The organism is Ligilactobacillus sp. ESL1201 (genome assembly GCF_058503265.1).
The window spans coordinates 1,452,387-1,473,413 of record NZ_CP196362.1; the positions used below are offsets into that span (position 1 = coordinate 1,452,387).

General features: G+C 45.4%; 21 protein-coding genes and 1 other annotated feature (1 of these 22 cut by a window edge). Of the genes, 4 read left to right on the plus strand and 17 right to left on the minus strand.

Going from position 1 to position 21,027, the window contains the following annotated elements:
- Positions 1–48 precede the first annotated feature (48 nt).
- Positions 49–1,665, minus strand: coding sequence for a peptide ABC transporter substrate-binding protein (locus ACSYSK_RS07220; RefSeq protein WP_491714471.1), 1,617 nt, complete (start codon positions 1,663–1,665; stop codon positions 49–51).
- A 175-nt stretch (positions 1,666–1,840) separates the two neighbouring features.
- Between ACSYSK_RS07220 and hflX the strand changes: the two genes are divergently transcribed.
- On the plus strand, positions 1,841–3,103 hold the full coding sequence (hflX, locus tag ACSYSK_RS07225; RefSeq protein WP_491714472.1) for a GTPase HflX: 1,263 nt from the start codon (positions 1,841–1,843) through the stop codon (positions 3,101–3,103).
- 10 nt (positions 3,104–3,113) lie between these two features.
- Here hflX and ACSYSK_RS07230 read toward each other — a convergent pair whose 3' ends face one another.
- The 10 genes from ACSYSK_RS07230 to ACSYSK_RS07275 all read right to left on the minus strand — a co-directional run bounded on the left by ACSYSK_RS07230 (position 3,114) and on the right by ACSYSK_RS07275 (position 10,864).
- Positions 3,114–3,728: an SdpI family protein gene (locus ACSYSK_RS07230; protein ID WP_491714473.1), complete on the minus strand. Its 615-nt coding sequence runs from the start codon at positions 3,726–3,728 to the stop codon at positions 3,114–3,116.
- Positions 3,725–3,994, minus strand: a complete 270-nt coding sequence (locus ACSYSK_RS07235; protein ID WP_491714474.1) for an autorepressor SdpR family transcription factor — start codon at positions 3,992–3,994, stop codon at positions 3,725–3,727. The genes ACSYSK_RS07230 and ACSYSK_RS07235 overlap by 4 nt, the downstream gene beginning before the upstream one ends.
- 771 nt (positions 3,995–4,765) lie before the next feature.
- The gene (locus ACSYSK_RS07240) at positions 4,766–5,419 is read right to left on the minus strand and encodes an amino acid ABC transporter permease (protein WP_491714475.1); all 654 of its coding nucleotides are present in this window, start codon (positions 5,417–5,419) and stop codon (positions 4,766–4,768) included.
- A 13-nt stretch (positions 5,420–5,432) separates the two neighbouring features.
- Complete coding sequence (locus ACSYSK_RS07245) at positions 5,433–6,071, minus strand: amino acid ABC transporter permease (RefSeq protein WP_491714476.1); 639 nt, start codon at positions 6,069–6,071, stop codon at positions 5,433–5,435.
- Entirely contained in the window at positions 6,068–6,898 is an 831-nt protein-coding gene (locus ACSYSK_RS07250) for a transporter substrate-binding domain-containing protein (RefSeq protein WP_491714477.1), read from the minus strand. Before ACSYSK_RS07250 ends, ACSYSK_RS07245 begins: the two co-directional genes overlap by 4 nt.
- Before the next feature lie 12 nt (positions 6,899–6,910).
- Positions 6,911–7,651 (minus strand): amino acid ABC transporter ATP-binding protein, encoded by a 741-nt coding sequence (locus tag ACSYSK_RS07255; RefSeq protein ID WP_491714478.1) that lies wholly within the window; start codon positions 7,649–7,651, stop codon positions 6,911–6,913.
- A gap of 378 nt (positions 7,652–8,029) precedes the next feature.
- Positions 8,030–8,845, minus strand: coding sequence for a DUF6681 family protein (locus ACSYSK_RS07260; RefSeq protein ID WP_491714479.1), 816 nt, complete (start codon positions 8,843–8,845; stop codon positions 8,030–8,032).
- A complete protein-coding gene (locus tag ACSYSK_RS07265; protein ID WP_491714480.1) occupies positions 8,845–9,285 on the minus strand; it encodes a hypothetical protein in 441 nt (146 codons plus the stop codon). The genes ACSYSK_RS07260 and ACSYSK_RS07265 overlap by 1 nt, the downstream gene beginning before the upstream one ends.
- Positions 9,286–9,391: 106 nt before the next feature.
- Positions 9,392–9,976, minus strand: coding sequence for an ECF transporter S component (locus ACSYSK_RS07270; RefSeq protein ID WP_491714481.1), 585 nt, complete (start codon positions 9,974–9,976; stop codon positions 9,392–9,394).
- A 420-nt stretch (positions 9,977–10,396) separates the two neighbouring features.
- On the minus strand, positions 10,397–10,864 hold the full coding sequence (locus ACSYSK_RS07275; RefSeq protein ID WP_491714482.1) for a Dps family protein: 468 nt from the start codon (positions 10,862–10,864) through the stop codon (positions 10,397–10,399).
- A gap of 146 nt (positions 10,865–11,010) precedes the next feature.
- Here ACSYSK_RS07275 and ACSYSK_RS07280 point away from each other — a divergent pair, with 146 nt between their 5' ends.
- The 3 genes from ACSYSK_RS07280 (at position 11,011) to ACSYSK_RS07290 (ending at position 14,720) form a co-directional block, all read left to right on the plus strand.
- A complete protein-coding gene (locus ACSYSK_RS07280) occupies positions 11,011–13,413 on the plus strand; it encodes a Xaa-Pro dipeptidyl-peptidase (RefSeq protein WP_491714483.1) in 2,403 nt (800 codons plus the stop codon).
- Between the two features lie 15 nt (positions 13,414–13,428).
- Positions 13,429–13,941 carry an HXXEE domain-containing protein gene (locus ACSYSK_RS07285; protein ID WP_491714484.1) on the plus strand — a complete coding sequence of 171 codons (513 nt, stop codon included), beginning with the start codon at positions 13,429–13,431 and terminating at the stop codon, positions 13,939–13,941.
- 146 nt (positions 13,942–14,087) lie between these two features.
- Entirely contained in the window at positions 14,088–14,720 is a 633-nt protein-coding gene (locus tag ACSYSK_RS07290; RefSeq protein ID WP_491714485.1) for an NAD(P)H-binding protein, read from the plus strand.
- 138 nt (positions 14,721–14,858) lie between these two features.
- Here ACSYSK_RS07290 and ACSYSK_RS07295 read toward each other — a convergent pair whose 3' ends face one another.
- The 6 genes from ACSYSK_RS07295 to ACSYSK_RS07320 form a co-directional block, all read right to left on the minus strand.
- The gene (locus tag ACSYSK_RS07295) at positions 14,859–16,367 is read right to left on the minus strand and encodes a hypothetical protein (RefSeq protein WP_491714486.1); all 1,509 of its coding nucleotides are present in this window, start codon (positions 16,365–16,367) and stop codon (positions 14,859–14,861) included.
- Between the two features lie 198 nt (positions 16,368–16,565).
- On the minus strand, positions 16,566–16,709 hold the full coding sequence (locus ACSYSK_RS07300; protein ID WP_491714487.1) for a hypothetical protein: 144 nt from the start codon (positions 16,707–16,709) through the stop codon (positions 16,566–16,568).
- Between the two features lie 88 nt (positions 16,710–16,797).
- The gene (locus ACSYSK_RS07305; RefSeq protein WP_491714488.1) at positions 16,798–17,661 is read right to left on the minus strand and encodes a MetQ/NlpA family ABC transporter substrate-binding protein; all 864 of its coding nucleotides are present in this window, start codon (positions 17,659–17,661) and stop codon (positions 16,798–16,800) included.
- A gap of 588 nt (positions 17,662–18,249) precedes the next feature.
- Positions 18,250–18,924, minus strand: coding sequence for a methionine ABC transporter permease (locus ACSYSK_RS07310; RefSeq protein WP_491714489.1), 675 nt, complete (start codon positions 18,922–18,924; stop codon positions 18,250–18,252).
- Positions 18,914–19,975, minus strand: a complete 1,062-nt coding sequence (locus tag ACSYSK_RS07315; protein ID WP_491714490.1) for a methionine ABC transporter ATP-binding protein — start codon at positions 19,973–19,975, stop codon at positions 18,914–18,916. The genes ACSYSK_RS07310 and ACSYSK_RS07315 overlap by 11 nt, the downstream gene beginning before the upstream one ends.
- A 25-nt stretch (positions 19,976–20,000) precedes the next feature.
- Positions 20,001–20,771 (minus strand): acetoin reductase, encoded by a 771-nt coding sequence (locus tag ACSYSK_RS07320; RefSeq protein ID WP_491714491.1) that lies wholly within the window; start codon positions 20,769–20,771, stop codon positions 20,001–20,003.
- Between the two features lie 226 nt (positions 20,772–20,997).
- Positions 20,998–21,027: a binding site (T-box leader), on the minus strand (it continues 193 nt past the right edge of the window).

The window sequence follows — 21,027 nt, forward strand, 5'->3', positions numbered from 1 at the left end:
GTGCCAATTTTCCCTGCAAGTTAGCTATTTCATTATACAACAGTTTACTTACTTTTTAATATAAGTGTACTTAAAGTTATAGTTAGCACCCGCGGTGTTATAGATTATATTCTTAACTTTTGGATTAACTGCCCATGCTTTAGCTTGCTGGTATAAAGGTGCAATTCCTTGATCTTTGAGCAAAATCTTTTGCGCTTCAACCATATCATCCCAACGCTTATCGATATCACCAGCGTCGGTCGACTTGGCAGCGGTAATCAATTCATCGTACTTGGAATTCTTCCACATGCCGTTATTTTGCGGATTATCAGAAGTCAGCAAGTCTAAGAAAGTAATCGGATCGGCAAAATCAGCATTCCAAGCCGTCAGAACCACGTCAAATTTGCGGTCGATCGAGCGACTTAAACGTGTCTTAAACGGTACGTTTGAGATATTCACCTTAGCTCCTGGCAAAGTGTCCTCAATCTGGCTTTGGATAAAATCAGTGGAATCTTTAGCCGCGTCCGTGTCATCACTCAACAGGTTAATGTCAAGTTTCTTGAGTCCGACTTCTTTCATTCCCTGTTTCCAGAACTTTTTAGCCTGCTTTTTATCACCAGTTACCCCAGCTTTGACGTAGGCTTGATCGACAAAATCCTTACCTTTATTACTTGCTAATCCCTGGGAAACAAAGCCCTTAGCGACCGTTGAGCCATCGCCTAACACCTTATTAACAAACTGTTTACGGTTAACTGCAAGCGAAATTGCCTGCCGAATCTTCTTATTTTGAAAGGCTTTTTTAGTTTGGTTATACTGGAAATAAAAGGTCGAACTGTTTTTGCGCACCACAAAGTCTTTTTTACCCTTTAACTGTTTAGCCTGTTGCTGACCTAAAAGTGCTCCATCTAACTTACCTGACTGATATAAATTATAGCCGGTTGTAGGGCTTTTATTGATTTTATAGGTAATTTCGTCCAGTTTAACGTGCTTTTTATCCCAGTACTGGGGATTTTTAACTTCGTTCCAGCTGAGGTTTGAACCCGTCCACTTAGTTACCTTAAACGGTCCGTTGTAAACCATATATTTTGAGGCCGTCCCGTACTTATTGCCGTACTTTTCCACGGCTTTTTGCTGTTGGGGAAAGAAAGTAGCAAAGCCCATTAACTTCTTAAAGTACGGAATTGGCTTTGCTAAAGTAACTACTAATTGATAATCACCATTAGCCTTGATCCCTAATTCGCTAATATCTTTTTTACCGTCTGCGATCTCCGTGGCATTTTTAACCCCGTCAAACAAATAGGCATATTCAGAGTTAGTTTTAGGTGAAACCGTCCGTTGCCAAGAATAAACAAAATCCTTAGCAGTTAGTGGAGTGCCATCTGACCATTTTGATTTACGCAAATTAAACGTATAAGTTAACCCATCGGAGGAAACTTCCGTTGACTTAGCGATTCCCGGTGTGATCGCACCATTTTTACCGATCCGATACAGTCCTTCGTTAGTATTATTCAAAACATTAATACTAACGTTATCCGTCACCTTAGAAGGATCCAACGTTGGCAATTCAGCCGCATCTTCCCAGTGTAATACCTGTTTGGCGCTCGCGTTGGTGGTTCCTAGTGCTACTGCCGTAAAAGCCGCAGCGGCTGCGACCGTCCCTACAGCCAAAAACTTCTTCCATTTCATTTCGTCAATCCCCCTCGCTATGTATTAAAACTAATGATTGACTAAGATTTTAAATGAAAATTAAATTAAAATCAATAGTTTATTTTAATTTTTGCATCATTTTGCTAAATAAAAAACGATTTTCCTACCATGGTATAATGAATAATAACAATTTGATTTAAAAAGAGGTTATCGCATGACAAAAGCACTACTGGCTGGAATAGATGATGGCAATCCTAATTTTGCGTACGAAATGAACGAACTCAAAGCCTTAGTTACGGCCGCCAAATATACTCCCGTTCGCACCGTGACCCAAAAATTAGCACACCCTATCAGTGCCACGTACTTTGGCAGCGGCAAACTGGCAGAGATCAAACGGCTAGCACAAGCCGACGAATGTGAACTGTTATTTATCAATGCCGAACTCTCACCTTCACAGCTCACTAACATCGCACAAGAGACCCAACTGACCGTTCGGGACCGCACCGCATTAGTGCTCGCAATTTTTGCTAGACGTGCGCATACTAAAGAAGCCCGCTTGCAAGTCAAACTGGCTACTCTAAGTTATCAGCTACCCCGTTTACGCGAAAACACCGACTTGGACCAACAGACTGCGGGTAACGGTGGTAGTTTTACCAGCAAAGGGGCTGGCGAAAAGAAAAGCGAATTGAACCGCCGGACGATCGAAAAACAAATCACGCACTTGAAAAAGCAGCTGGAGCAAATTAAGCGCGCAGAAGACACAAAAAGTCAAGCACGTAACCGCTCGGGACTTAAATCCGTGGCATTAGTAGGCTACACTAACGCGGGCAAGTCTACCACCATGAACGCCTTACTAGCACTAAGCGACAGCGACCCCACCAAAAAAGTCGGCGTCAAAGACATGCTTTTTGCTACGTTAGACACCTCCGTGCGCCAAATCACCCTCAAAAAACACCAGCAAATTTTACTCAGCGACACGGTCGGTTTCGTTTCTAATTTACCCCACCAACTGATCGCTGCTTTTAAAACTACCTTGGCTCAAGCCGCAAACGCCGATTTGTTAGTCCAAGTGATCGACGCCTCCGACCCGCACGCCCAAGACATGATGCAGACTACTAAAGAAACCTTAGCCGCAATCGGAGTCACCGACATCCCGATGATATACGCGTTTAACAAAGCCGACCAAGCTCCTGACCTCACTTACCCGACCGCTGTGGGCGACCAGGTTACTTACTGTGCTTATGATCAAGATTCCGTCAAAGTATTGGCAGACGCGATCAGTCGCGAGTTAACCAAGGATTACGAGTTGCACACCTTTGTGATCCCCTACGACCAAGGTCGCTACCTGGAACTATTAAATACCCAAGCAGATATTATCAGCACCAGCTATGAGCAAACAGGTACCAAGATCACCGCACAAGTCACCGCACAGTTGGCACAACAATTGCGTTCATTTGAAGCCACTGGTAAACAATAGCGCACTATCACTATCCTTTTTGCTTTTTGCTGAGTAGCCACGAATAACCGTACGGTAACAAAGCACCGAGCACTACCAGGTAAACTATTGTCGTTTGCTGCCACCACGCGTTAGCTACAAATAATAATCCTAGTATTAAAAAGACCCAACTAGCAAAATGATTGGTTTTCTCCCAGTTAGTGACGCTATTCAAAGTCCACTTGCACTTGATGCCAAACGTGCGGTTGGGTTTGACCTTATGCAGGTAGTTAGCTAATACCCAAAATACCGCCGCGGTCAATAGGTTGCAACCCCAGCCGATCCCCACTTTACTGCCTAACGCCCGTTGATAAAGCAAACTCAATACGCCAATATTTAACAAGGGGATCAGCCAGAGTGGTAGTGCAACTGCCCGTTGGTGCAGGTCCTTTTTAGCCAACACAAAAACCAGCACTTCCAAACACACCGCAGCTAACGGGATCCCGAAAACTACCACCGACTTGCTGACCCAACCATTAGCTTGGTCTCCTGTCGTAAAATGGACCGCGATATTGGCTGGCAGTTGTGTCCAGGCAACACTTCCCCATATCAGTGGGACTAAATTGAGTAGCAGCGACCAACCTAAAATTCGTTTGCTATCGTTCATGATTTATCCTCCTTCAAATTCAATAACCAGTTGATCAACTCTTCGACTAACGAAGTGTTCAAATAGTAATAGACAAAATTTTTCTCGCGTTGCTCCCAGACCAAATCGGCTTGCTTCAAGACTTTCAGGTGATATGAAATCGTCGCTGCGGTCATGTCGAAGTGCTGTGCGATCTCGCCAGCAGACATTCTGTGATGCTTTAGTAATTGTAAAATTTCGCGCCGCGCCGGATCGGCTAGGGCTTTAAAACTGCGCTCAAATTGCATGGCATGGCTCCTTTAACCTAATTAGAAATATTTCTAATTAGATTATCTTCTAAATAGAATGGAAAGTCAAGAACAAGCTGCGAGGCCAGCTGCTCAGCAGTCGTGGACTAAGTGGCACTGAACGGCAAATCATGTACTTGGATTTGGTGTTCAGTGTCCTTAGGACCTAGACTGCTGGCTGGACGAGCGCAATTATGAACAAGCTGCGGAGCAAGGCGTCCAGCAGTTGCGAGCTAGCCTAGGCCAGCAGAAGTCGCTTTTCGGCTTTTGCTGGACGTAGCTAGATTAAAACTGTTGCCTTGCGTAGCGCAATTAAATCAAGCTGCGAAAGCTGGTGGTTAGCCACTGAGGATTAACCTAGCTAGAAAGTAAAGCCTGAACTTGTTTTTTTCGGAGCGCGACTTAATCTATGCTTGCAGGAAAATAAGACACTAAAAAAAAGGGAGTTGTGACAAAAAGCGTTTAGCAGTCGAGCACTAGCCTAGTTTCAAAGTAAAATTTGAACTTTGGTTTTATTTTGAAACGTAGCTAGGCGCAAACTGCTGCTTTTTGGAGCACGATCAAACAAGTTGTGAGTCAAGCCGGTTAGCGGTCGTGGACTAAGTGGCACTGACAAAAAAATCTTGTACTTTGATTTGTTTGTCAGTGTCCTTAGGACCTAGACTGCTGGCTTGATGAACGCGATTAAGTCTATTATTTACGGAAAACCAAAATGGAGCTGGAACAAAACGAAGTTTTGTCCCAGCTCCACCCTTTTTTAGTGTCAGCTTTTTAACCTAACTGTTTTTCCAAGTGACTGGCTACCAGTGACAACGCGTAGCAAACAACAAAATACATCACCGCAATGATCAGGTACATCGGCAAAATGTAACGCGTATCTTGTCCGTAAATGATCTGCGCGCGGTACAACAATTCCGGCAACACGATGATCGTCGCTAACGAAGTGTCTTTGATCAGTGAAATAAACTGCGAGACCAACGGCGGAATCATTTTTCTTAAAGCCTGCGGTAATATGATATGGTTCATCGCCTGCCAGTAAGTCAGGCCATTAGCCCGCGCACCTTCCATCTGCCCCGGATCGACCGCGATGATCCCACTGCGCACGATCTCGGCTAACATTGCCGACTCAAAGACCACTAGCGCGGTGATCGCCGCAGCCATCGGCGTCATGCGCAAACCCGTTTTCGGTAAAGCGAAGTAAGCGAAGAAAATGATCAATAGGAGCGGTAGGTTTCGGATAATGTCGATCACAAAACCAACTATGGCAGAGACGTACTTAAATTTGACGTAGCGAATGATTCCCAAGATCAGACCGATAATAAAGCTCAATACGATCGAAATCAGTGAAACTTCCAGCGTGATACCCAAGCCAGCTAGCAAAAATTTAATGTTGATCCACGAATAAGCACTACTTAAAATTCCCATTTTCGTTCACCCCCTAAGCCAATTTCTTTTCCAAATACCGCATGTAATAACTCATCGGTAACGTGATGATCAGGTAAAAGACCCCGACTACCAAGTAGGTATTAAAGGTATCGAAGGTCGCAGATGCCAACGCATCGCCCTGATACATCAAATCAAAACCGGCTACAAAGGCGAGGACCGACGAATTCTTGATCAGGTTGATAAACTGGTTACCCAAAGGCGGGATCACCAAACGAAAGGCTTGTGGCAAGACAATATAACGCATTGACTGCCAGTAAGTTAACCCGTTAGCCCGCGCGCCTTCCATTTGCCCGGGATCGACGGCCTGAATTCCCGCCCGCACCGTTTCCGCGATAAACGAAGAAGTGTAAAGCGTTAACCCGATCGTCCCGGCGGTAAAACCCGAAATTTTAACGACATACTGTGGCACGACCACGTAAAAAAACATCGTGATCACCAGCAAGGGAATGTTACGAAAAATTTCGATATAAACGTGAGCGACCCCACGCAAAAATTTGTTAGGTAAAGTTTCTAAAATGGCAAAACTAGCCCCGATTATTAACGAAAAGAACAAGGCGATCACACTGCACAGTAAGGTATTACCAAAACCCGTTAAAAACGTAGGCCAATTATTAATTAAGACTTGGATCATTGCTCTTCGACCTCCTTCACACTAAAGCCAGGGATACCACCGAACCACTTGTACATTAACCGTTCATAGGTCCCTTTTTTTTGCAGCTGGTCTAGTGCTTTATCGATGTGATCACGCATCTGTCCTTGTCCCTTATCGACCGCTAAACCATAAGGCTCGTGGGTAAAGACCCCGCCGGTAACGTAATAACTAGGATTTTGCTTTGCGATCCCATATAAGATCCCGTTATCAGTCGTCATCGCCTGTCCCTGACTAGATTTCAGCGCGGTAAATGCCTGAGCATAATCGTCAAGCTCCAACACTTTGGCCTTCGGTGCAAATTTGTGCACGTTGTCGACCGCCGTCGTTCCTTTAACGGCCATTACCTTGATCCCATTTTGATTAAGGTCTTGAATCTTATGGTATGGGCTCCCCTTCTTAACCAGGATCGACTGCCCGGCGCCAAAATATGGCTGGGTAAAATCAACGATCTTAGCCCGGTCAGGCGTGATCGTCATCGCGGCTGCAACAGCATCGATATTACCGTCTTTAAGCAACGGCACCTTAGTCTTAGCCGTCGTTTGGACGAATTTGGCTTTAGCGTCCTTGCCGTACATTTGTTTAGTGATCGCCCGCGCCAAATCGATATCGAAGCCTTCGATCTTGCCGGTCTTAACGTTCATCAGACCGAACAGACGGGTGTCGGCCTTAACGCCCCAGACGATCTCTTTTTTTTGCTTAGTCTGTTGGTAGACGTTGACCTGCTTTTTTTGCCCACAGCCGGAAAGCCCGACTAAAAGCAGCGCCATTCCTAATAAAGTGAGAACTTGTTTAAATCGCTTTGCCATACTATTGCCCCCTTACTTGTGCACGATAATTTTGCTCAAAAATTGCCGCGCACGTTCTTCTTGCGGGTGTTGGTAAAATTCCTCGGCAGGCGAATCCTCCACAATCTGACCTTGATCGACAAAAATTACCCGATCGGCCACCTCACGGGCAAATCCCATCTCGTGAGTCACGACTACCATCGTCATGTCTGTTGTTTCGGCGATTTTTTTCATTACGTTTAACACGTCATCGATCATTTCCGGATCCAACGCACTAGTCGGCTCGTCAAATAACATCACCTTCGGCCGCATCGCTAGTGAACGGGCGATCGCCACTCGCTGTTGTTGGCCCCCCGATAACTGACGGGGACGCGAGTCGATCTTATCTTGCAGCCCGACTAATTTTAAGTATTGCAACGCGATTTCTTTATTTTCTTTTTCATCGCGTTTGAGCACCAATTTAGGCGCCAACATGATATTTTCTAGTACCGATTTATTTTCATAAAGGTTAAAGTGCTGAAAAACCATCCCGACGTTTTTACGTAGCAGGTTCATATCCGTTTTCTTATCCGCTAGATCCATACCGTTAACAAGTAGCTGACCAGAAGAAAAAGTTTCTAAGCCGTTGATCGTTCTGATCAAGGTACTTTTACCAGAACCCGAAGGGCCAATGACCACAACAACTTCACCCTGCTGCACCTGCAAGTTAATATTGTGCAGTGCGTGAAATTCGCCATAATACTTCTCTACGTTCTTGAATTCGATCATTGCCATAAGTACCGCCTACTTTCTGCTGTTTTTCTAATTATTTTAACTTTAATTGCAAGTTAATTGATTTTAATTTTAGAGAAAAACTATCCCAATTGCAAGTATTATACAGGGGGCTTAACATTTTTGACGGCTATTTCAGCACTAAAAACCGACTCAAAGGTTGAAATGACGGCATTTTTAATTTTTTAAATTTTTTAGCCACACCATTTTTTTATAGTAGTACTTACTATTCAGCTAATTTAACTAACATTAACATGTCAGTTCAAAAGTACAATGTAATATTAATTTATCAATAAAAAAGAGGCCGGTTTCTCGCAGTTTAGGCGGTTTTAACGCCCAACTACATGAAATCGACCCCGATGACATCCTTACTTATTATTCTTATTTTTCCTTAGGCCGGTAAACCAACCGGATCTGAACTTCAAACGGCCGTTCGTGCACGACCGTCGTTTGGCGACCGGCAACTTTTTGTGGCCCTCCGCTCAACACTGCCGCCGCCAAGTACAACTCATACTTGACCACCGCTTGTTTAGCTGGCAACAACCCTACCGTGGTGATCGTCGCTAATTCCAGCTTGTTGATCTGGTTAACGCCTCCCCACAGCTGCAACCCTTCTTCGTTTTGTTGCAATTCAAAATACGGCAAAGCAACGGGCTCACCTAACGCCAACACCCCTTCATTAGTAGCGCTGGCTTTTTCAAAGATCTGCTGTTCACTCAAGCCGCCGTAGTCCAACTGTAAGAAATCTAACTCCAACAATTGCTGAACTACCCGTTGAATATTTTGGCGTTGCTGCTGCGAAAAATTCAGCGTTGCCGGTAAAAAATGCTCGTCTTTAAAGATCCCGTTAGTTTGCACGAAGCCCGGCTGTGCCTTCTTTTTAGCCTGAACCTCACTGAGCGGGTCTTTACTTTGCAGGTGTAAAAGCTGCTCGATCTTAGGCGAAATATCCAGTTTAGCCTTTTGCTTGGTAAAATAGTACATGATATTCAGGTAGGTAAAATAGGCGATCACTAAAAACGCGAGGATAAATAGGGTTCCCCGCAGCCAAAAACCATTTTTGAAAAAACGATAGGAAATATATAACAGGTAAAAATTACCCAGGCAGGCCAAAATCGTATAGATCCGATTTTTAATTTTAACGCTTAAGTTAACATAGCCAAGTGAGGTCGCAATCGTCTGAAAAATACTAAACATTATTGTCCCCCTCCTTGTTCAGTCGTTTGGTCTTGTTGGTTCCCCGCAGAATTTTGTTGGTCGTTTGCGGTAGTCGTTTGATTTTGACTCGAACTGCTATTGGTGCTGCCAGTAGAACTGGAATTTTGTTCGGTCTGAGTCACATTATTATCGCTGTGACTACTCGAATCATTATCAACCTGCGCCGCAGAACTCGACTCTTGCACACTGCTAGTTGTAGCGGCCGCGGAACTTTGGTCTTCGGTGCCCTTAGATGCAGAATGCTCTTTAGGTTCCTGTTGCGAACTGTAACTGCTAGAAACGACAGAACTCACACTACTACGAGCGGCTCCTTCGGAAGTATGTGTCGCTTTATTAACGACCACGTTGGTGGCTCCTAGCGCAAGCACCGCCGAAAAAATGGCAAAGGGCGTGATAAAAGGCGCCGTTCTTTTGATCATGCTGCTTCCTCTCTTTCACTAAACAATCCTTCTATAGCTGATTATAACTGCTAGCAACGTCAAATTGGTTGATTTAGCTCTAATTTTACCGAAATTTACGATAAGTTTAGTCCTTGCCTCGGATCTGTTCTCGTTTCAGCCAGTCAAACAGTTTAGCATAAATCAGCGCAAAAACCGTTCCTTCTAGCACACCTTTGAGCAAGTTAAAAGGAACTACACCGAAGAGTACGACCTGCCAGATAGGCAGACTTAATTTCATGCCTAAAGCATTCATGTAGGCGGGCAAGATCACGGTGATGTTGCCCACAGCCAAGATCGCCGTCAAAACTAAAGTGCCACAACAGATCGCCCGCAAGTAAGCGGCAAAATGGGGTGCAGGATTTTTTACCAGCAACCAGTAAATTGGCAAACATAAAGCGAGAGTCGAGAAAACTTCGGTACCCACGTCGATGATGTTAGGTAAGGAGATCCCAGATACCAATAGGTAAAGTAGTGAACGTAAAACGGTAATGCTGAGGCCACCGAAAGAACCGAGAACAAAAAAGCCCAGCAAAACAGGAACGTCTGCAAACTCGATTTTTAAGTACGGAACGATAGGAATGATAGGAACCGCAATGAAGCGGATCAGGTAAGAAACGGCTGCTAAAACGGCAATAATGACTAACTTAGTGACAGAATTATGATATTTCATGATGGTTACTCCTCAAATCAGCTTAAATTAATGCTACTTTTAAAAGTATAACAAGTTATAATAAAAGAACAAGCGGCGAAGCAAAGCGATTAACAGTTGAGGACTAGCCTAGGCTGGCAATCAGTCGGGTTAAGACTTGTTGTTAGCCGTAGCTAGACACAGACTGTTGCTTGGCGCAGCGCAATTAAACAAGCTGTGGAGCAAGGCGCTTAACAGGCGAGGACTAGCCTAGACTAACAATAAGTCGGGCTTGGACTTGCTGTTAGCCGTAGCTAGACACAGACTGTTGCCTTGTGCAACGCAATTAAACAAGCGGCGAAAGCTGGCGGGTAGTCGCCGAGGATTAAATAACTTACGCGCAGACACAAAAAAGCCGGGACGATTTAACCTTGTCCCAGCTTCCATACTCGCTAATTTTAACTAAGCATCAACTTGGGGTGCTTGGTCTAACTCAGCTGCTACCATCCAGATCTTCTTTTCGATCGCAGTCTTGAAACCGATCAGAATATCTTGAGTGCTGAGGTCGTCTTCTTTGCCAGAAATGTCAATTCCTTGTTGGTAAACATTCTCTAAGTAACGGTAATCGTCTAATAAAGTTTGTAACCGTTCTGGCGTTGTCTTGTTCCAGTTGCCCGGCTCGTCTTTGATGCCAGTGTGTTCAGCCATTTGACTCAAAGTAGAATACGGCGAACCATCTAAGGCGATCAGACGTTCGGAGATCACGTCTAACTGAGCGTTGATCTCGTCCATGAATTCATCCATTAACGGATGTAATTTTAAGAAATTCGTACCCCGCATATACCAGTGTGTTTGGTGAATAACCATTGCCATTTGACTGAGATCTGCGACCAATTGGTTCAAATTCTTTTTAGTTTCAGCATATTTCATTAGAAAAAGCCTCCTTGTTTTTATCATTTTTATTGTAAACTAAAGTGACTTGAATTAAAAGGAAAAACACTTATATGATTGCATTTAACGCTTAAATTTATATAAATTATAATTTAGGTAAACAAAATTTATAAAGGAGTTTCATCATGAAATTTAATCAATTTTCCCGCATACCCGTTTCTTACCGGCAACAAATCGCGGAACTGCAAGATATCTTGTTTCTAGAACAGTTAGTCACGCCTGAAATGGACCTTAACTCACTGTGGCTGTCTTTTCTAGCGAAGAGTTTTCCCCAAGCCCAAACAAAAGCTGCCAAACAAGCAATGATCACCACTTTGTTAGCCACCCCTACCCAAGACGTCTACCAGTTTACCACCCAAAAGACCGTCGACGCCGCCGCCTTTTATACCGTGGCGTTGCAGTTACTCGGATTTACCTGCACGACTGACTTCGACGTCACTGCTCCCCTAGCGGCGATGGCTAAATTCAACTTACTCTATCATTCCCAAATTGAAACGGTCAAAGACCTGATCGGTGCGTGGTACGATTTGTTAAATACCCGGGGAAAATTTGGTCAGACACTACTCGACATGGTGGCAGCTAAAGGCTATTTTGTCCCGCTACAAAACCTACCATTGGACCAAAAGCCGTTATTTTTCAATGGCAAAGCCCAGCCGGTTTTTGTTACCAGCAAATTAGTGCGTGAAGTCGTCTACGTCGAAAGTGACTTGGACACCGACCACGACGGCGAACGCGACCTGCTCAAAGTCGAGGTCATTCGTCCTGCCGAAACTAATGCCGGCTTAAAAGTTCCGGTCGTTTACACGGCCAGTCCTTATAATCAAGGGACTAATGATATTAAAGGCGAACAGTTGACTCATAATGTCGACGTGACCTTGCAACATAAACAACCGACTACTGCGACTTATACCGCTATTCAGTTTAACGAAACACCCGCTACGCCACCGGCCGCCCGCAAAATTACGGGAGAAACCAAGGAAGCCAGTGAAACCTTTAACCGCGAAGCCTCCTATTCTTTAAACGATTACTTACTAGCTCGTGGTTTCGCGGCCGTCTACTGCGCGGGAATTGGTACCCGCGGCTCACAGGGGACCAGGACTTGCGGAGACCCCGCAGAGACGGCCTCGACCAGCGCCGTGATCGAATGGCTGACCGGCAAACGCCCCGCTTTTATTTCTCCCAACTCTCAAACTGAGATCAAAGCGTGGTGGTGCAACCAAGCCGTCGCCATGACCGGCAAATCGTATTTAGGAACGTTAGCTACAGCTGCGGCTACGACAGGAGTCGCCGGACTCAAAACGATCATCGCCGAGGCCGCCATTTCCAACTGGTACGATTACTACCGCGACAACGGCCTAGTGATCGCTCCCGGCGGTTTTCCCGGCGAAGATGCCGACGTGTTAGCCGAGGAATGCTTTAGTCGTGAATTAGACGGCGCAGACTACCAGCGCATCGCACCGGAATTTAACCGCCAACTAGCACAGATCACGGCGGGACAAGACCGTAACAGCGGTAATTACAACCATTTTTGGGACGCCCGTAATTATTTAAAAGACATCAACAATATTAAGTGTGACGTCGTCTTAGTCCACGGTTTAAACGACTGGAACGTCAAATTGCGCAACGTTTATCAGCTATACCAAGCACTACAAAAGCTGCCCGTCACGACTAAACTGATCTTGCATCAAGGACAACACATTTACATCAATAACCTCCGTTCGTTGGACTTTAGCGAAATGATGAACCTCTGGCTCAGTTATAAACTCTACGGCGTTGAAAATCACGCGGACGAAATTTTACCAGCCGTGTTAGTACAAGATAACGTCCAAGCAGAAAACTGGCACAGCTACTCACAGTGGCAAGAAAAAGGACCGCAAAAACTATTCCTAGCTCCAAACAAACTGACAAGTACACAAACGACTGCCGCTCAGCCGCTGACTTTTAGCGACCATTTGCCCGCGGCTCAGTTTGACCGGTACCGCCACGACATTCGCTTATGGCAACACGAACTGCTAGCAGCCGACTCGCCGTTAGCCAAAAACCGGCTGGTATTTAAAAGTAAACCGTTAAGTACTGCCACCTGGCTGCGCGGTGCCCCGCGGTTACACGTCAGCGTCGCTTGCAGCTTAGATCACGGCTTGTTATCGGTCCAACTCGTCGATTACGGCACGGCTAAACGCTTAGAAAAAAGTCCCCGGATCTTAGAACGCCAAGCTATTCAGTACGGCTGGCATTTTAGGGAGGATGACCTCAAAGAAATCTGTTTAGCCAAAAAGAAAACGCCGTTTGACATGATCACCAAAGGACACATTAACTTGCAAAACCGCCAGCACCCGTGGCAAGTCGATGAACTAGTTGCCGGCCAGTTTTATCCCGTCGAATTTGATTTGCAACCAACATTTTACCAACTACCAGCAGGCCACCAACTCGGGCTTATTATCTATGCCACCGACATGGTCATGACGGTGCGTGGCAACGAAAAAGTCACGTACACGCTAGACTTAAAAGATTGTTGGTTAGAAGTATAATTGGGGGAATTTCACGTGATCTACTGGGATACGTTAATATTTATGGGCTTGTTTATGGTACACGAATTTGAAGAGATCATTTACGGGCACCACTGGCTAATGCAAAATAAACAGCTCGTCTTAAAACAAGTACCTAGTCCGTTTAAAAAAATAATCGCTAAAGCAGATGACGTTAACTTAAGGCAATTTAGTTTAATGGTCGTTGAAGAGTACCTGCTACTTTTTGGACTGTCCTGTTTAGCCGCTAATCATATTGGAATCACGCTTTACGTCGGCGTCATGTGCTTTTACGTCTTGCACTGCATCTTCCATTGTCTTTCTAGTTTGTACCTGCACCACTACGTCCCCGCCACCGGCTCCGCACTAATCACGGGGATCGTGATCAGCTGGCTGATTTATCATTCTATTGGCACCTATCAGCTAAAATTAATCACATTGCTACTATTGCTATTATTAACGATCGTAATTTTTGCGGCCAACTACCTATTTTCTTTTTGGCTGGCCGGTAAGTGTGTAAAATCAAATTAATTTTATTGCTAAAAACTGCTGCACCTTACGTCGATGACCGGCGAGTGCAGCAGTTTTTTGCCTTTTGCTCTTTTAAAAATAAAAATCTTCCACTTGACTTCAAGTTAACTTTAAGAATTATACTCTTAGTGAATGGAGGTCAGATCATGCAAAAAATTATTATTTTAGGTGCTCACGGGCAAATCGCGCGGCTCGTGCGCCAACGTTTGCTAGCTGAAACCGACGCGCAACTAACGCTTTACTTACGTCATGCAGCACGGATCACAGACGTCGATCCTGCACGCGAACAAGTCGTTGAAGGTGACGTCAACGATTACGACACTTTGCTGCAAGCCATCACGGGACAAGACATCGTCTACGCCAATCTTGGCGGCAGGTTCGAGCCCATGGCTAAAAACATCGTACGCGCAATGCAAGCAGCCCAAGTCGAGCGTTTGATCTACGTCACGGGGCTCGGCTTATACCACGAAGTCCCCGGTGAATTTGGACGCTGGGTAGAAGCAAGCATCGGCACGCCCGTGATGGACGACACCAGAAGAGCTGCTAAGATCATCGAAGATTCGGCGTTAAACTACACGATCATCCGTGCCGCTTACATGAACAACGACCGGCGCGTTGATTACGAAACTACGCCAAAAGGAACGCCGTTTAAGGGAACGATCATCTCGCGAGCAAGCATTGCCGATTACATTATGCAATTAATCACCGACCCGACCCGCGACAACCGTGCGAGCGTCGGGATCAACCAGCCCAATACCGATGGAGACAGACCGTATTAAAAAAGTGAAAATATAATGAAGTGCCCTACGATTGTTAGCCAACCAAAACTAACGGTCGTAGAGCACTTTATTTCATTTAAAAATCCGCATGCAAACCGGTGTCAATCAAGCGAACAAACTTGCCGTTATATTTATAGATCAGTAGATCTCAAAATCCTCATCCATACACTTACGAATGATTTTTTTAGTAATTGCAACGGGTAACGGCGCATTTTCAGCGCTGCAGTATTCGATCCTCACTACCTTCACGATGGCTTCATGATTATCCTTGCCAGCGGGCACTAACACAAAGTCTCCCACCTCAATACTGTCATCGTCCGTCAAATAATAATACTGCTTATCTCCTTCAGCAAAAGTCACGCTGCAAAAAATATAGTCTGATTGTCGCCGTTTAACTTTACCGTAAACAGCAGGATCAAGCATTTCTCCCACCCCATAAAATTGGATAAAATCAGCTATCTTCTTCGCAAAAGCCGCAAAATCTTGCGGTAAACCATTTTTATCATAATTACCAGTAATAACTCGCTGTGGATTTTTGCGGTAATCAATAGTAATGCGATAATTCCTAGTGTCATTAGGCGAAACGATCACATCAGCAGGATCACCTTTGACATAGGAAAATAAATCCTTTGCCGCTAGACTTTTAAGTAAATTTTCAATTCCATCCTGATTTTCGTACTTATGAGTGATCTTACAACCCGAACCGATCACCCGCTGATATTCAAGAGCTCCCGCTGTTCTGTCAATAACTAGCTGTTCTGCATAATCCCAGACGATAGTTTGCCCTGCTCGTTTGGTTGCAAATTCCGTTACCCGCTGATAGTCCAACGTGATTTTGGTAATGGGATCGTCTTCCTGATAGTCACCGTCAAAAACGTACAGGTCATTCATTCCAACTACTTCACGCACAAAATCAGACAAGTTATCGTAATCAAAATTTACACAAAGCGAACCCCGAAACTTAAAGGTAGTTCCCTGGGTATTGACCAGTTCCATGACCCAATTTCCCGTGTCCGTGGCTAAAATTTCAGTATACTCATTACCAAAATAAGCCGTGAAGGCACCGAATAGTTTATTCATAGCCGTCTTTTTCACTCTAAAACTTTTACTCCGTGTCTCAGCTAACTTATCATTACACATACAGTAACCCGCAAAATCCACTTGTCCTTCGTTATCGATAGTCAGGTGTTGTTCCACTTCTTTTTTGGGCTCTGAGATTGCACCATGACAGACAATATTTGACACCAATCGGACCGTTTTAAGCGTTCCCTGAAAAATAAAGGGATTCTTTCCAGTGAGTAAAGCCAAGCGACTCAGTGCTAGAATAAACCACGAACGATTATCCGCGTGCAAAATTTCTGTTGGTTCAGATACCCCGTGATTAAAATCAGCCCAACGAGAGTAAATTGCTGAACCCAGCAAAAAAACATCTGTAACATCATCAATAATTTTATCCAGTTGCTCATAGTCACTGACTGCCTGTCCGTACTTAGCAGAAAACTCATGGCCCTTATCCATCTTAAACCCCAGAGCGGCACAATCATCTGCCAGAAAATGACCGGCTAACTCTTTATAGTTGATAGTTTGATTGCGAAATCTGTCACACCATTTAACAGCAAAATCATGGATTAGTTGCATATTAGCCACGTAGCTCACCTCCCCATGTAGATGGCATAAATTGTTAGCTATCCCTTTAAATACTCCTTAAATTTTTACTCAATCACATTTAATAAACTCTGCTTAGCTTTTATAAATTCGACTGATGATAGTAACCCTACTTTACGAATATGTCGTTTTCTAAAATCATACGTAAAAAATTGAAGTGAATTAACATACCCATCTACTTCAACATAGTTCACTATCAAACAAAGAATTCCCACACTCTTCTTTTTGCCACATATTTTTATGTTCAGCAATAAATTCTGGATCCTTAAAAGGGTTCTTTTTTTGTGTAGGATCGTTCATTTTTTGATCATTTTTATCAGCCATTTCAGTGTCCCCCCATTCGGCCCCAGTATACTCTTCGTTAACACAAAATTCACCCCCACAACCGTCATCCTGCTGCGGGGGTAAATTATTATTTTGCTTTCAAATACGACAATGGCTTTTTGACCTCGATCTTAGTGCCGTGGTATTTTTGCTTGATAAATTGCTGGATCTGCGGGTCGTGGTACAGCGTGACCAGCTTTTTGTATGTCGGGTTATCCTTATTGGCCTTAGCCGTCACCAAAATATTGATGTTGTTTTTAGTTGCCTTGCCCAACTTCTCGTGGAACAGAGAATCCCGCAAAACATTCATCTTAGCCTGCGTTGCTACCGTGTTAGAAATGATGGCCGCGTCCACGCTGTTCAAAAAGCGGGGGATCGTCGTGTCTTCCACCGGTTTGAATTTCAAGTGCCGCGGGTTAGCGACAATGTCGTTAGTCGTTCCCAAAATGCCAAAATCCTTTTTCAGCGTGATCAGCCCTGCACTTTGCAGCAACAACAATCCGCGCGCCGCGTTCGACGGGTTATTGGCGATCGCGATCGTTGCACCGTTGGGCAGCTGTTTGAGCGAATGATACTTGTCCGAATAAAGGCCCATCGGCTCCAAGTACGTCGTTCCCAACGCCGCCAACTGATTTTTCGGATTTTCGTGATTATAAGCTACCATATATTCATACGACTGGTAGGCATTGACGTTGACGTTATTTTGCGCCGTCGCGTTGTTGAGCTGTACACCATCCGTGATCTGCTTGACCGTGATCTTCAAATGCATCTTACGCGCCTGTGGCGATTTAGCAATGTGTTGCCAGACTTCATAATCAGTTCCCTGCGAGCCAATCGTCACTTCCTTAGTCTGCGCATTTTGTCCGAGCGTATTGACCGTGTGAATGCCGACCGCCGCCAACACCAAAACTACCAAACTACCGCCAAAGATCAGCCAGTTTCTAATTTTCATCTCGTCACCTTCTTGGATTAAATTGTGGGACTTATGCGAGTTCTTTTCATTTTCTTAGTCGAGCTATTCAAAGCAGCAATCTCCGCCTAGCTATGTCACTGGCAAATTGCCAACCCAGCAATTTACCACTGCCTAGGCTAGTGCTCAATTGCTAACCGCTTTGCTATGCTCTGTTTTTTAGTCGAGCTATTCAAAGCAGCACGCTGCGCATCCTTCTTTTTAGTCGAGCTCCGTGAGACAGGAGTCTGTGCCTAGCTACGTCAACTACAACTTGCCAACCCCTGGCAACTTGTAGCTGCCTAGGCTAGTGCTCAACTCCTAATCGTCTCACTGCGCTCTGTTTTATTAGTCGAGTTCCACCAGTCAGCCGCCACCTGTCTAAGTACGCCCAAGTATAAGTCCAAGTTCGGGACTTACACTTGTTCTAGCTTATCCTGTGGCGGCTAAACGGCTGGTTACACTCTGTTCTTAGTCGAGCTCCGTGAAGCACAGTCTTGCGCCTAACAACTTTGACAACTAGCCGCAGCCCACGGCTCATTGTCAAAGTCCGTTAGTGCTCGGGCTTTACCCGCTTCACTGCGCTCTGTTTTACATATGCTCCACTTTTTTCGCTAGCCAGTCTCCTAGGATCTGCACGATAAATACCAATACCAATATCACTAACAGTGCCGCTACCGTCACGTCGTTTTCAAAGCGCGCGTACCCCGTACTGATTGCAATATCTCCTAGTCCGCCCGAACCGATCGCCCCAGCCATCGTCGTCAACCCGATCAAACTGATGATCGTCACCACCGATGCACGAATGATGTCCGGCAAACATTCTCTTAAATAAATCCGAAAAATAATTGCTAGTTTGCTCGACCCCATCGCCGTCGCCGCTTCGATCACCGACGGTTCAATACTTAACAGCGCATTTTGGATCTGACGGGCGTAAAACGGAAAGATCCCGATGATCAGTGGTACTAGCGCCGCCGCCGTGCCGACCGTCGTCCCCACGATGTATTTGGTGACCGGCGCGATCACCGCCAGCAAGATGATAAACGGTACCGACCGCAAAATATTAACTACTTTATCCAAAAAACTGTAAAACACCGGGTCCTCGTCGATCCCTCCCGGCTGTGTGACTACCAAAAAAACTCCCGTGCCGATCCCGAGTACGCCCGCAACTAACGCGGACCAAAACGTCATATACAAAGTTTCCCACACAGACTGCACGAATTGCGGCCACAGTTGCGCCACGTTAGGAAATAAACTAGTCAGCATCTTGTTGCCTCCATTCCTGTGCGACGTCTAACACGTTAACGCCGCTTTCCTTTAAATAAGCGATCCCCTCTTCAACCTGACTGCCACTGAGGATCACCAGCATGTGTCCTAAAGAAATCTTCCCCACGCGTTCAATATTGGCAAATAAAATATTGGCCCGGACACCAAACTGTGCGGTCAACTCCGAAATTTCTGCCTTACCCGTCGCTTGTCCGGAAAAACGCAGGTAGACTAGCCGCTCATTTGCTTGCAGTTTAGCGATCAGGTGGTCTTCTTTGATCTGTTCTTTCATCTGCGTGACGTTGGCCGAGGCTTCGACAAAGTCTTGCGTCAAACTTTGTTGCGGCTGAGAAAAGACCTTAGTCACCGGGCCGCGTTCGATGATCTCGCCGTTTTTCATTACCGCCATCTGCTGGCAAATTGCTTTAATGACTTGCATCTCGTGGGTGATCAAGATCACCGTCAACCCTAGCTCTTGGTTAAGGCGTTGCAGTAATTTCAAAATCGCGTCGGTCGTCTGCGGGTCTAGCGCACTGGTCGCTTCGTCTGAAATCAAAATTTGCGGGTCGTTAGCTAATGCCCGAGCAATCGCCACGCGTTGTTTTTGCCCACCCGACAGTGAATCCGGATAGGCCTGCGCAAATTCTTCTAGTCCGACTAACTTCAATAACTCCAGTGCCTTGTGCCGCCGCTCTTTTTTACTGATCTTTTCGCCTAACAACGGGTATTCGACGTTATTTAACACCGTACGGGAGTTTAACAAGTTAAACTGCTGAAAGATCATCCCCACTTTTTTGCGCACCTGGCGTAACTGCTGGGGCTTTAATTGTTGTAGGTCTTGACCATTAACGATCACGGAACCCGCCGTTGGTTTTTGTAACAAATTGATCACGCGCACCAGCGTGCTTTTTCCCGCGCCGGAATAGCCCACGATACCGTAAATGTCGCCTTGTTCAACTTGCAGTGAAACGTCGGAGATGGCTTTCACCGTTCCTTTTTTAGTTTGAAACTCCACCTTGATATGTTGTAGATCAATGATCGGTTTTTCCACTGATACCCACCTCTTTTATGATTGACTAAACAAATTTCATCCCACCATCGACTAGTAATGATTGTCCTGTGATGTAACCCGCCGCCGGCGACGCAAACCACGCGATCACTTCGGCGACATCTTCAGGACGCGCTTCTCTGCCCAAAGCGATCTCTTGTAAAACGTTTGCCTGTTGTTCGGGCACCGTGCAGTTTTTGATCTTCGCCGTCGTCTGATCGATCGCATCGCGCATCGGTGTGCGCACGATCCCCGGATTATACGCGTTGACCGTGATCTGGTCGGCCGCCAGTTCTTTAGCCGCCGCTTGGGTCAGCGCCCGGATACCAAATTTAGAAACCGAATAGGCACTTTGCAGCGCCGAGGCTTCGACACCCGCTAGCGAGGCCGCGTTGACGATCCGCCCGCCATGTCCTTGCCGTTTAAATTGCGTGGCTGCCGCTTGAATGCCCCAGTACGTTCCCCCTAAATTAACTTCCAACAACCGTTTGATCTGTTCTGGTTGTGAATCGATGATCGACGCGATAAAGGCGACACCTGCATTATTTACGTAAACGGCTAACTCACCAAGATCTGCTACGGCTTGTTTGACCAACGCAAAAACTTGGTCACGGGCGGCAACATCGACTTCATAAAATTTCGCTTGGTAACCGGCTGCAGTCAAATTTTTTGCTACCTGCGCTCCCGTTTCCTTATTAATATCAGCCACAGCGATCGCATATCCGTCTTGCGCTAATCTTCGTGCCGCTGCTTTACCGATTCCTTGTCCTGCTCCCGTAATAATTGCTAATTTTGTCATCTATGCTCTTCCTTTCTGTAAATAAAAATCCCCACTCCTGTCTAAAACAGAAGCGAGGATACGCGGTACCATTCTGAAATCACCTGACATTTACACGCCAGGCCTTACTAACCTATTAGGTCTAGCGGATAACGGCGCTGGCCCGTTTAACACTAATAATTCGTATTAACACTGCTCTTAAATGTGCAATCAACTTTACTTTAACTAAAAAACTCGCCCTTGAAAATTCAAGGGCGAGTAAACGCGGTACCACCTT